The following is a 12,015-nucleotide window of genomic DNA, read 5'->3' on the forward strand; positions in this document are numbered from 1 at the left end:
GGTGAGTCATACCCGCAGCGTTTTTTGGTTACTTTTTGTCGCGTTTGACAAAAAGTGACTCGCCGTAAGGGCGAAAAGGTGAGTCAGCGTCGCCACCGCAAATGGATTGTTCGCTGATTCAAAACAGACGTTGACGGGCATCCATGCCCGTCACCTCCCTCCGCAATCCCTCCGCTCGGCCTCCTGAAGTCGCAATCTGCGTTGCCTGAACTATCGCGCGCTTAGAAGCAAAGCCGAAGCAAGAGCAAGAGCAAGATCGGTCAGAACTGTGCATCACTGCTGCGAAGCGATGGCTTTCTCGATTGCGGCCCTGAACTCAGGGTCATCCGGCTTGGTCAGGCTGGAGAAGTTGCCAATCACCTTACCCTTACGGTCCACCACATACTTGTAGAAGTTCCACTTCGGCGCACTACTCTGGCTGGCCAACCCAGCAAACAGCGGTATCGCATCCTTGCCCCGCACCGCCTGGGTCTTGGTCATGGTGAAAGTGACCCCGTAGTTGGCATAACAAACCTTGGCAGTCTTTTCACTGTCGGCGTCCTCCTGCTTGAAGTCATTGGACGGCACACCAAGCATCTCAAGACCTTGCTCGTGATATTCCTTGTACGTCGCCTCAAGCCCCTCGAACTGCGGTGCAAAACCGCAATAACTGGCCGTATTGACCACAACCAGCGGCTTGCCCGCAAAGCGCTGGCACAGGTCGACCTGCCCCTTGCCGCGCAATTCCGGCAGGCTGCCCTGCAATAATGCCGGGCAATCGGCAGCCCAGCTCGATGTACAGGCAAGCAGGGCCAGCACAGGCACCGTCAACCAATGTGCACGCATGATTCGTTCCTCCCGCAAGACAACCCTTGAGCTAGCAGGGTAGCGCCTAACAAACACTCATGCCCAGTTGCATCAGCGCCATCCCTCCCTGGCGCCAGCCCCACCACGCCAGCGCCAGCAGCGCCAGAGCGGCAAGGCCCAGCAGCCCGCGAGCCAGGTAGGGGTTCATGCGGTTTGGGCCTGCAGACGAGCGACCGGCCGCTCGCGCACCGGCCAGTTCAGCGCTGCGGCCAGCAGGCTGAGCAGGATGGAAATCTGCCAGACCAGGTCGTAGCTGCCAGTGCGGTCGTACACCACCCCGCCCAACCACCCACCGAGGAAGGCCCCTAGCTGGTGGAACAGGAAGACGATACCGCCGAGCATGGACAGGTTACGTACACCGAACACCGTCGCCACGGTGCCATTGGTCAGTGGCACCGTCGAGAGCCACAGCAGGCCCATGGCAATACCGAACAAATAGGCGCTGAACTCGCTGACTGGCGCCCAGATGAAAAGCACGATCACCACCGCCCGCAACAGATACAGCCCCGTGAGCAAGCGCGGCTTGGACATGCGCCCGCCCAACCAACCAGCAGTGAAGGTGCCGACGATGTTGAACAAGCCGACCAGCGCCAGCACCGTGGTGCCAGTAGCAGCAGCCAGGTGCTGATCAACCAGGTAAGCCGGCAGGTGCACGCCAATGAATACCACCTGGAAACCACACACGAAGAAACCCAGCGCCAGCAACCAGAAGCCGGAGTGCGAGCACGCCTCGCGCAGTGCCTGGCCCAACGTCTGCTCGGCGCCATGGCTCGGCAGCGGGCGGTCACGCAGCAGGCCGACGAAGGGCACGATGAACGCGACCATCAGGCCCAGTACCAGCAACGCCGCAGACCAACCCAGCCACTGGATCAGACCAAGGGTGCCTGGCAGCATTGCGAACTGGCCAAACGAACCGGCGGCGCTGGCGATGCCCATGGCCATACTGCGTTTCTCTGCCGGCACTGCACGCCCGACCACGCCAAGAATGACCGAAAACGATGTGCCGGACAGGCCAATGCCGATCAGCAAGCCGGCACTCAGCGACAGCGACCAGGCAGAATCGGCCATGCCCATCAGCATTAGCCCAGCAGCGTAGAGAATGCCGCCAATGATCACCACCCGGGCTGCCCCCAGTCGGTCGGCCAAGGCACCGGCGAACGGTTGGGCCAGCCCCCAGATCAGGTTTTGCAGGGCAATGGCAAAGGCGAACACCTCACGCCCCCAGCCAAAATCAGCGCTCATCGGCGCCAGGAACAGACCAAAGCCGTGCCGCACGCCCAAGGACAGCGCCAGGATCAACGCCGCCCCCACCAATACCCAACCGCTGGTTCGCCACACCGAAGTCATTGTCGTTATCTCCAGCACATCGCAAGGTTTTTACGGGTATATACCCGCTTATACTCGTATCAATTCAGGCCAGCTGATCCAGCAAACGCACCAGTTCATCGCGCTGCCCTGCACCCAACCGCTCCACCAGATCAATCTGAGCTTGCTCCCAGGCCGGATGTGCAGCTCGCAGCAGTTGCGTTCCGGCTTCGGTCAGCAGCACCACGCGGTTACGCTGGTCGTCACCATCGGCCAAGGCCACCAGCCCTTCCGCCTCCAGCACCCGCAAGTTGCGGCCCAAGGTACTGCGCTCCAGGCCCATGGCCTCAGCCAGGGTGGTGATGCTGGGGCGGTCGAGCCGTTGCAGATGCCTTAGCAGGGAAAACTGCGCGACATTGACCCCGAAGCCGGCAAGGGCCTCGTCGTAATGCCGGCTCACCCCACGGGCGGCACGACGCAAATGGGTGCAGATGCATTCACTGGTCAGCATGGATACGTGTATATACCCGCGTCATGAGTGTTGCAAGAGGTTTCACGGCTGCGCCACAGAATGCGTGCCTGCTTCCGGATTTAAAGTGACATCAAAGGCCAAGCGCCAACCCAAGCACGACGCTTAGTTCGAGCAACTCCAGCAACGCACCAGCGGTATCACCGGTGGTGCCACCAAGGCGCCGGCACATCAGGTGCCGCAGCCAGGCAAACACCGCCAGCGCCAGCGCCACAGCCCATCCGCCCAACACCAGACAGAAAAACACACTGCCCAGCAGCACCCACCCAGCTGTGCGCCGTGGCAAATGCTCGGCCAGAGCCTGGCCCAACCCGCCGGGCCGCACATAAGGTGTAGAAAGGAACAGGCCCAACATCGCCGCCCGCCCGATCACGGGAGCCAGCAGCAATTGCGCGCCAATGCCCTGCTCAACCAGCACCCACAAGGCGCAGAACTTGAGCAGCAGCACCAGTACCAACGTAACCACGGCAATCGGCCCGCTACGCGGGTCTTTCATGATTGTCAGCGTGCGCTCACGGTCGCCGAAACCGCCCAGCCAGGCGTCGGCGCTGTCCGCTAGCCCGTCCAGGTGCAAGGCCCCACTAAGCAGCACCCACAACGTCAATAGCAAAGCGGCATGCAGCGGAGCAGGCGTGCCTTGTAGCAGATGACTGGCCAGCCACAACAACAGGCCGAACAGCAGCCCGACCAGCGGGTAGAACAACAGCGAACGCCCCAGCTCGCGATGGGCCGGCATGCCCGGCAGGCTCACAGGCAGGCTGCTGAGAAACTGCAAGGCAATCCAGAACGGCAACATATCAGCGCCCCTCGACCAACTGGCCGTCCTCACTCATCACCAGCCGCACCAGCGCGCCATGCCCGACTTCAACCTGGAGCAACTGTTCCTTCGGCAAGCCACGCGCTCGGGCCAGCAACAATCGCATCACCCCGCCATGGGTGACCAATAGCACCCGCTTGCCTGCGTGCTCGCGACTCAAACGCTCGACAGCAGCCAGCACCCGGTCGGCGAATGCCTGCACCGGCTCGCCATTGGGCGGGGTGTAGCCGTAGGGGTCCGCCCAGAAGCGCCCCAGTGCATCCGCTTGGTCCTCCATGATCTGCGCAGCGCTACGGCCTTCCCAGTCGCCGAAATGCAGCTCTTGCAAACCTGCTTCACGCTGCACGGGCAAACCAAGCCGCCCACCCAGCTCATCGGCAAATCGCCCACAGCGCTGCAGCGGCGAGCTGACCAGCACCTGCCACGGACCGGCCCCAGCCACAGCGCCACGCATCTGCGCCCAGCCCTTGTCGGTCAAGGCATCGTCGAGGCTGCCACGCAGGCCACCTTGCTCTGTTTCACCGTGGCGCAGCAGGTCAAGGATCATGCAGGGCGGTCCGCTACAGCGGCCTCGGCAAAGGTCGCCATCTGCCCGTGCAGCGCACAGGCCAGGCGCAACAGTGGCACCGCCAGGGCGGCACCGCTGCCTTCGCCCAGACGCAGGCCCAGCGCCAGCAGCGGCTCGGCCTGCAGCGCAGCGAGCAAGGCCTTGTGCCCAGGCTCTGCACCTTGGTGGGCAAACAGCAGCCAGGCCCGGCACTGCGGGTTAAGGCGTACCGCCACCAGTGCAGCGACACTGCAGATGAAGCCATCCACCAGCACCACCACACCCGCCTGCGCACAACCGATGTAGGCACCGGCCAACGCAGCGATCTCGAAACCGCCCACGCAACCCAATGCCTGCAAGGGATCTTCAGCACGCAGGCCATGCAGGCTCAACGCCCGCTCGATGACCTCAGCCTTGTGACGCACCCCCGCATTGTCAAGTCCGGTGCCCGGGCCGCTCAGTTCAGCAGGCGGGCAGCTCATGAGGACGCTGGCCAACGCTGCTGCGGCCGTCGTGTTGCCAATGCCCATCTCGCCACCGATGAACAGCTGCGCCCCCTGTTCGGCCGCGCGCAAGGCGCTGTCGCGGCCTGCCTGCAAGGCAGCTAGCAGCTGCCCCTCCGTCATGGCTGGCTGACGGGCAAAGTTGGCCGTGCCGGCACCCAGGCGCAGGTGGCGCACGCCGGGTAGGTCCAGATCAGGGTCGATAGTGCCCAGATCCACTACTTCAAGACTGGCTTGCAGCTGGCGCGACAACACACTGATCGCCGCACCACCGCCCACGAAGTTGCGCAGCATCTGCCCGGTCACCGCTTGCGGATAAGCCGAGATCCCCTCTTCGACCACGCCATGGTCACCGGCAAAAATGGTGATGGCGACCTGATCCAGCGTCGGCCGCTCACGCCCTTGCAGGCCTGCCAGCTGAATGGCCAGGCCTTCCAGCTGGCCGAGCGAACCGGCAGGTTTGGTCAACTGCTGCTGGCGGGCGTGGGCCTGGTCCATGGCGGCATTGTCGAGGGGTTGGCAGGCGTCGCGCCACCAGGCTTGAGTCATAGTGCAGGTCCTTTGAGCATTAAGGGCAGGCCGGCCACGGTCAGCACTACGCGTTGGCAGCGTTCGGCCACAGCCTGGTGCAGCCAGCCGGCCAGGTCGACATAGCGCCGGGTCAGCTCACCCATGGGCACCACGCCCAGGCCGGTTTCGTTACTGACCAGAATGAGCGTGCCGGGCAGCTGTTCCAGGCAGGCCAGCAGCGCATCACGCTCCTCGGCCAGGCGCTGGTCGTCTTCGAGCATCAGCAGGTTGGTCAGCCACAGGGTCAGGCAATCCACCAGCAGGCAGCGCCCTTCGGCCGCTTCGGCGCGCAGTACAGCGGCCAGGGCCAGCGGCTCTTCGACCAGCGCCCAATCACTGGGGCGGCGCTGGCGGTGCAACAACACGCGTTCGTTCATTTCACCATCCAGCGGCTGGCTGGTGGCAATGTAGGTCACTGGCAGGCCGCTGGCGCTGGCCAGTTGTTCGGCCAGGCGGCTCTTGCCCGAGCGGGCGCCGCCAAGAATCAGGTTCAGCATGTCAGCTCACCCCACAAAGTTGGCGCAAGTGAGCCGTGTCCAGGTGGTTTTCCACCAGATCAGCCAGGCGCTCGATATCGCGCTCGCGAAGCGCCTCGTAATCGATGGTCTGCACATCTTCCAGCCCAGCCCAACCCAGCAGCGCAGCACACGACTGGCTGCCTTCGAACAGGCCATGCAGGTAGGTGGCAAGGATCTGGCCATCGGCACTGAGCGCGCCATCACAACGCCCATCGGCCAACTGCACGGCAGGCTGCGCCAGGGCTGGCCCGGTGGTCACACCGGCATGGATCTCGTACCCGGCAACCGGCACGCCTTCAAGGCTCAGCGTCCCGGCAACGTTACGCAGCTGCTTCTCGGCTTCGAGCACGGTGGCGTAATCGAGCAGGCCAAGCCCAGGGCTTGAACCGGCACCCCCTTCAAGGCCCAGCGGGTCATGAACTTCACGGCCCAGCATCTGCAAGCCACCGCAAATACCAATCAGCTTGCCCCCATAGCGCAGGTGCCGCTCGATGGCTTTGTCCCAGCCGCGGTCGCGCAGCTGTGCCAGGTCACCGCGCACGCTCTTGGAGCCCGGCAGGATGATCAGGTCGGCAGCCGGAATCGGCTGGCCCGGGCCAATGAATTGCAGGTCCACCTGCGGGTGCAGGCGCAGCGGGTCGAAGTCGGTGTGGTTACTGATGCGTGGCAGCACCGGGACGATCACCTTCAGCACGCGCTCGCTCTTGGTGCTCTGGCGCACGTCGATACCGTCTTCGGCTTCCAGGTGCAGGTCGGTGACGTAAGGCAATACGCCCAGTACCGGCTTGCCGGTACGTGCTTCCAGCCAGTCCAGCCCTGGCTGCAACAAAGCGATGTCGCCACGGAAACGGTTGATGACAAAGCCCTTGACCCGCGCCTGTTCACTGGGCGAAAGCAACTCCAGGGTGCCCACCAGGTGGGCGAACACACCGCCCCGGTTGATATCGGCGACGAGAATCACCGGGCAATCCACGGCTTCGGCAAAGCCCATGTTGGCAATGTCGCCGGCACGCAGATTGATCTCCGCAGGCGACCCCGCACCTTCGACCATGACCACGGGCCAGGCAGCACTCAGGCGCTGGTGCGAAGCCAGCACCGCCTGCATGGCGATGGCCTTGTAGTCGTGGTACGCCACTGCGTTCATGCTGGTGACCGCGCGGCCGTGGATGATCACTTGCGCGCCGGTATCGCTGTTGGGCTTGAGCAGCACCGGGTTCATGTCGGTATGCGGGGCCAGCCGGCACGCCTGGGCCTGCACCGCCTGGGCACGGCCAATTTCCCCGCCGTCGGCCGTTACCGCGCTGTTCAGCGCCATGTTCTGCGGCTTGAACGGCACCACGCCAACACCCTGGCGCAGCAGCCAGCGACACAGGGCGGTTACCAGCGTGCTCTTGCCGGCGTCGGAGGTGGTGCCTTGCACCATGAGGGTGGTCATGCCGTTTCCTTTTGATAGGCCGCCAGCGCCTGGGCCAGGCGCTGTTCGCCCGCTGCGCAGGCGGGCAAGCCCAGGCGCACGGCCGCAGGGTGTTCGAACAACCGCACGAGGATGCCGCGGCAAGCGAGAAAATCATGCAACTGCGCGGCGCGCTCGCTGCGCACGTACTGGAACAAATCACAGCTGCCGCTGGGCGCAAGCCCGCTGCCGGACAGCAACGTCGCCAAGCGCTGGCTGGCGGCAGCGCAACGTTCGATCTGCACACGTTGGGTGGGTTGGTCCGCCAGGCTGGCCTGGGCCAGCACCCGGGTTGGCCCGTTGACCGTCCACGGGCCAAGCAGCTCGGCCAGGCGTAGCAGCAGGCTGCGCTCGGCGGCGACGAAGCCCAGGCGCACCCCGGCCAGGCCAAAGAACTTGCCGAACGAACGCAATACGATCAGCCCCGGGCGCTCTGCACAATCGACCACGCTATCCGCCGGGGTGTTGTCCATGAACGCTTCGTCGACCACCAGCCAGCCACCGCGGGCAGCCAGGCGGGCCTGCCAGCCCAGCAAGCGCTCACGCGACACACGCTGCCCGGTCGGGTTGTTGGGGTTGACCAGCACCAGCACGTCGAGGCTGTCGAGCGTCGCCTCGACCTGCCCCTCATTCAGCTCGACCAGCTGATGCCCCGCCCGTTGCCAGGCATACGGGTGCTCGGCATAGCACGGCGACAGCACCCCTACCCGCCCGGCCGCACGCAGCAGCGGCAAAGCCTGGATCGCCGCTTGGGAGCCGGCCACCGGCAGCAGCTGGCCGGCGCCGTAATACGCACGTGCGGCGTCTTCCAGCCCGTCTTCGGTTTCCGGCAGGCGAGCCCAGGCATCCGTGGGTATCGGCGGGATCGGGAATGGCCAGGGCGCAATGCCGCTGGACAGGTCGAGCCACTGCTCGCGAGGGATACCGTATTGCTGCACCGCACGCTGCAGGCGGCCACCGTGTTCAAGCATTGATGTAAGCCCCCAGGCAGATCAACAACAGCCACAGCCATACGCCGCGCTGTACCAGGCTCCAGCCACGTTCGATGGCATCGGCGTCAGCCATCGGCCCTTCACCCAGGCGTGGCCGCTCATGCAGTTCACCGTGGTAAACAGCCGGGCCGCCCAGTTCTACCCCGAGCGCACCGGCACCGGCGGCCATCACCGGTCCGGCGTTGGGGCTGTCCCACAGCGGGCCCTGCTTGCGCCAGCACGCCAGGGCCAGGCGAGTTTTGCCCAGCAGCGTGTAAGTCAGCGCCACCAGCCTTGCGGGAATATAGTTGAGCACGTCATCAATGCGCGCCGCGCACCAGCCAAAGCGCTCGAAGCGCTCGTTGCGGTAGCCCCACATGGCATCCAGGGTGTTGCTCAGGCGGTACAGCACCACGCCCGGCGCGCCGGCCACCACAAACCAGAACAGCGCGGCGAACACCGCGTCACTGCCATTTTCCAGCACCGACTCGGTGGCCGCCCGGGCCACGGCGGGCTCGTCCAGCTCGCGGGTTTCGCGGCTGACCAGGTAGCCGACGCGGCGCCGCGCTTCTTCCAGGTCACCCTGGCGCAGGGCGTTGGCCACCGGCAGCACATGCTCGCCCAGGCTGCGCATGCCCACTGCGCAATACAGCGCCAGCACGTCCACCAGCCAGCCGATATACGGCAGCCACGACAGGATCAGCGCCACCAAAGTCAACGGCACAACGGCCAGGAACCAGGCGCTCACACCGTGGCTGCGCCAGCCACGGCCACCGGCATTAAGGCGGCGCTCCAGGTTACCGGCCATATTGCCAAAGGCCACCAGCGGGTGGCGCCGCTGCGGCTCGCCCAGCAAGGCATCCAGGGCCACACCCGCCACGGTCAGCAAGGCCACGCTCATTGGCGCTCTCCCCATTGGTTTTCGTACAACATGTCGCTCAAGGGCCGTTCTTCGGCCCAGTTTTCCAGCACCAGCATGGGTGCCGGGTAGAATTCGGCCACCGGGCCCAGGCACAGCACCGCCACTGGCTTGGCGCCGTCAGGCATGCCCAGCAGTGCCGCCAGCGCCTGGGGGTCGAACAGCGACACCCAGCCCATCCCCAGCCCTTCGCCACGTGCAGCCAGCCACAGGTTCTGGATGGCGCAGGCCAGCGAGGCCAGGTCCATTTCCGGCAGGGTGCGACGGCCAAAGATGTGCGGCTCGCGGTTGTCCATCAAGGCCGCCACCAGCAGCTCGGCGCAGTCATTGATGCCTTCCACCTTCAGCTTCATGAAGTCATCAGACCGCTCGCCCAATGCCTCGGCTGTACGCACCCGCTCCGCCTCCACCAGGGCCTGGATGCGGGTGCGCAGGTCACGCTGGGTGATGCGAATGAAACGCCAAGGCTGCATCAGGCCGACGCTGGGCGCCTGGTGTGCTGCGGCCAGCAGGCGACCGAGCATCGCTGGCGCTACCTGGCCACCCGCGAAATGACGCATGTCGCGGCGCTCGCCGATGGCCCGGTAGATCGCGGCGCGTTCGGCGTCGCTGTAAGCGTGTTCACTCATGGTCGCAACAGCGCCGCCGCCGCGTCCGGGTTGGAGGGGAAGTAGAAGTGCACGTAAGAAGCGGTCAGCCGCCCCAGGCGATACACCGCTTCGTTGCCCCGCCCGCCGTTGGGGCTGAGGCCACGGGCGATCGGTTCCAGCGCCGTGCTGGTCAGCGAATGGTGATAAGTATGACCGCGCAGGGTACCCTCCGGCAGCTCCACCGCCTGCAAGGCCAGCGCCGCCAGGCGCTTCTGCATGGTCGCCTCGCCCGGCAGCAGGCCGAGCAGCTCGGCACGCTCGCCGGCCACATCGGTCAGGGCATCGAGCAGGTACAGCATGCCACCACACTCAGCCAGCAACGGCTTGCCCTGCGCATGGTGGGCGCGAATTGCCTCGCTCATCGGCGCATTGGCGGCCAAGGCGTGGTGATGCAGTTCAGGGTAGCCGCCCGGAAGGTACAGGCTGTCCACCACCGGCAGTTCGTTGTCATGCAGCGGCGAGAAGAACTCCAGCTGCGCGCCCAGGTTGCGCAGCAGTTCAAGGTTGGCGCCATAAGTGAAGGCGAACGCCTCGTCCCGCGCCACACCAATGCGCACCCCAGCCAGCGAAGCACCACCCGCTTGAGGTTCGGGCCCGGTAAAGGTCACCGGCGGCGGCAAGGCTGCATCGCAACTGGCGCCTAGCGCCTCGGCAGCGGCGTCCAGGCGGGCATCCAGGTCGTTCAGCTCGCTGGCCTGCACAAGGCCAAGGTGACGGCTGGGCAGCTCGATGCCGCGTTCACGCGACAGCCCGCCATACCAGCGCAAGCCTTCGGTCAGGCTGCCTTCCAGCAACTGCGCGTGGCGCAGGCTGCCCACCCGGTTGGCCAATACACCAGCGAATGGCAGGTCGGCCTGGTACCGCGCCAGGCCCAGGGCCAGGGCGCCGAAGGTCTGGGCCATGGCCGTGCCGTCGATCACCGCCAGCACCGGCACGCCAAAGTGGCGTGCCAGGTCGGCGCTGGACGGGGTGCCATCGAACAGCCCCATCACCCCTTCGATCAGGATCAGGTCGGCCTCGCCGGCGGCTTCCCACAGCAGGCGGCGGCTTTCGTCGGCACCGATCATCCACAAATCCAGCTGGTAGACCGGCGCGCCGCTGGCACGTTCGAGAATCATCGGGTCAAGAAAGTCGGGCCCACACTTGAACACCCGTACATTGCGCCCGAGGTTGCGGTGCAGGCGGGCCAGAGCAGCAGTGACGGTGGTCTTGCCCTGGCCAGAGGCCGGTGCCGCGATCAACACGGCGGGGCATTGACGGGGTTGGCTCACAGTTCGACGCCTTTCTGTGCGCGGATACCGGCCTGGAAGGCGTGCTTGAGCATGCCCATTTCGGTCACGGTGTCAGCCAGCTCGATCATTTCCGGCTTTGCAGCGCGGCCGGTGACGATCACGTGCTGCATGGGCGGGCGGGCCTGGATGTCGGACAGTACCTGGTCCAGGTCGAGGTAGCCGTGCTTGAGGGCGATATTCAGTTCATCCAGCACCACGAACTGCACATTCGGGTCTTGCAGCAACTGGCGCGACACCGCCCAGGCAGCTTGGGCGGCAGCGATGTCGCGCTGGCGATCCTGGGTTTCCCAGGTAAAGCCCTCGCCCATCACGTGGTAGCGCACCTGTTCGGGGAAGCGGCGGAAGAACAGCTCCTCACCGGTGCTGTTGCGGCCTTTGATGAACTGCACTACACCGCACTGCATGCCATGGCCCAGGGCGCGCGCGAGCATGCCGAAGGCCGAGCTGCTCTTGCCTTTGCCATTGCCGGTCAGCACCAGCAGCAGGCCGCATTCGTTGGGGGAATTGGCGATGCGTTCGTCGATAACCGCCTTCTTGCGCTGCATGCGCGCCAGGTGGCGTTCGTCGCGTTCGGTGGCTTCGCTCATCAGGGTTCTCCGCTGGCTGGCACCACGGCAAGGCGTGGCGACAGGTAATAGGCAGGCAGACGGAGAACGCGCAGGGGCCATGGCAGGGCGCCACGGTGCACCGCGCATCACCCTCCGTGATGCCGTTGACAATTCCAGGCCGGTCTCCGGGCTTGTGAGGGGGCTTTGGCCCTGGCCTGCGCGCCTTCCCGGGTGTTGGCACCCAGTGGCCGTGCGCGGCCGTAACTCACCTACCGTTGCGGGGGCAGCGCCGGAATCGCGCCATGCTGGCGCCCACCGGCTTCCCAGTTTCACCCTGCCCAGTAGGGGCTGGCAGGGCACCTGAAACACGCGCGAAGGTTAGAGGGTTGCACCCGGAGCGTCAATCGAAGCGGGTGTTGCAACGAAGTATGATCTTGCTCCCGCTCCCAATCTGGCTTTTGATCTTGACCCCCGGTGTCAGGGTAGTTGTCGTGTCCCCCGCTTTTTGAAAAGCATTCCGGGGGCGGCAAGAGTATGGTCATGCCTT

At 65.1% G+C, this 12,015-nt stretch carries 14 protein-coding genes and 1 riboswitch; all 14 genes read right to left on the minus strand.

The window, feature by feature from the left end; genetic code table 11:
- Positions 1 to 273 precede the first annotated feature (273 nt).
- Positions 274 to 825, minus strand: a complete 552-nt coding sequence (locus tag ACFY9W_RS28755) for a glutathione peroxidase (RefSeq protein ID WP_391138146.1) — start codon at positions 823 to 825, stop codon at positions 274 to 276.
- A gap of 46 nt (positions 826 to 871) precedes the next feature.
- The gene (locus tag ACFY9W_RS28760) at positions 872 to 994 is read right to left on the minus strand and encodes a hypothetical protein (protein WP_391138149.1); all 123 of its coding nucleotides are present in this window, start codon (positions 992 to 994) and stop codon (positions 872 to 874) included.
- Positions 991 to 2,193 carry an MFS transporter gene (locus ACFY9W_RS28765; protein ID WP_391138152.1) on the minus strand — a complete coding sequence of 401 codons (1,203 nt, stop codon included), beginning with the start codon at positions 2,191 to 2,193 and terminating at the stop codon, positions 991 to 993. Before ACFY9W_RS28765 ends, ACFY9W_RS28760 begins: the two co-directional genes overlap by 4 nt.
- 64 nt (positions 2,194 to 2,257) lie before the next feature.
- A complete protein-coding gene (locus ACFY9W_RS28770) occupies positions 2,258 to 2,662 on the minus strand; it encodes a MarR family transcriptional regulator (protein WP_391138155.1) in 405 nt (134 codons plus the stop codon).
- 91 nt (positions 2,663 to 2,753) lie between these two features.
- A complete protein-coding gene (locus ACFY9W_RS28775) occupies positions 2,754 to 3,476 on the minus strand; it encodes an adenosylcobinamide-GDP ribazoletransferase (RefSeq protein WP_391138158.1) in 723 nt (240 codons plus the stop codon).
- A 1-nt stretch (position 3,477) separates the two neighbouring features.
- Complete coding sequence (gene cobC, locus ACFY9W_RS28780; protein WP_391138161.1) at positions 3,478 to 4,044, minus strand: histidine phosphatase family protein; 567 nt, start codon at positions 4,042 to 4,044, stop codon at positions 3,478 to 3,480.
- Positions 4,041 to 5,096, minus strand: a complete 1,056-nt coding sequence (gene cobT / locus ACFY9W_RS28785) for a nicotinate-nucleotide--dimethylbenzimidazole phosphoribosyltransferase (protein ID WP_391138164.1) — start codon at positions 5,094 to 5,096, stop codon at positions 4,041 to 4,043. The genes cobC and cobT overlap by 4 nt, the downstream gene beginning before the upstream one ends.
- Positions 5,093 to 5,614, minus strand: coding sequence for a bifunctional adenosylcobinamide kinase/adenosylcobinamide-phosphate guanylyltransferase (gene cobU, locus ACFY9W_RS28790; protein WP_391138167.1), 522 nt, complete (start codon positions 5,612 to 5,614; stop codon positions 5,093 to 5,095). The genes cobT and cobU overlap by 4 nt, the downstream gene beginning before the upstream one ends.
- A 1-nt stretch (position 5,615) precedes the next feature.
- Entirely contained in the window at positions 5,616 to 7,070 is a 1,455-nt protein-coding gene (locus ACFY9W_RS28795) for a cobyric acid synthase (protein WP_391138170.1), read from the minus strand.
- A complete protein-coding gene (cobD, locus tag ACFY9W_RS28800; RefSeq protein ID WP_391138173.1) occupies positions 7,067 to 8,059 on the minus strand; it encodes a threonine-phosphate decarboxylase CobD in 993 nt (330 codons plus the stop codon). The genes ACFY9W_RS28795 and cobD overlap by 4 nt, the downstream gene beginning before the upstream one ends.
- Positions 8,052 to 8,960, minus strand: coding sequence for an adenosylcobinamide-phosphate synthase CbiB (cbiB, locus tag ACFY9W_RS28805; protein WP_391138176.1), 909 nt, complete (start codon positions 8,958 to 8,960; stop codon positions 8,052 to 8,054). The genes cobD and cbiB overlap by 8 nt, the downstream gene beginning before the upstream one ends.
- Complete coding sequence (bluB, locus tag ACFY9W_RS28810; protein ID WP_391138179.1) at positions 8,957 to 9,607, minus strand: 5,6-dimethylbenzimidazole synthase; 651 nt, start codon at positions 9,605 to 9,607, stop codon at positions 8,957 to 8,959. The genes cbiB and bluB overlap by 4 nt, the downstream gene beginning before the upstream one ends.
- Positions 9,604 to 10,899 (minus strand): cobyrinate a,c-diamide synthase, encoded by a 1,296-nt coding sequence (locus ACFY9W_RS28815; RefSeq protein WP_391138182.1) that lies wholly within the window; start codon positions 10,897 to 10,899, stop codon positions 9,604 to 9,606. The genes bluB and ACFY9W_RS28815 overlap by 4 nt, the downstream gene beginning before the upstream one ends.
- Complete coding sequence (gene cobO / locus ACFY9W_RS28820) at positions 10,896 to 11,507, minus strand: cob(I)yrinic acid a,c-diamide adenosyltransferase (RefSeq protein ID WP_391138185.1); 612 nt, start codon at positions 11,505 to 11,507, stop codon at positions 10,896 to 10,898. The genes ACFY9W_RS28815 and cobO overlap by 4 nt, the downstream gene beginning before the upstream one ends.
- A 119-nt stretch (positions 11,508 to 11,626) precedes the next feature.
- A riboswitch (cobalamin riboswitch) is annotated at positions 11,627 to 11,847 on the minus strand.
- Positions 11,848 to 12,015: the final 168 nt, after the last annotated feature.

Origin of the sequence: Pseudomonas sp. NPDC008258 (assembly GCF_042956345.1) — a bacterium.
Taxonomy (GTDB): Bacteria; Pseudomonadota; Gammaproteobacteria; order Pseudomonadales; family Pseudomonadaceae; genus Aquipseudomonas.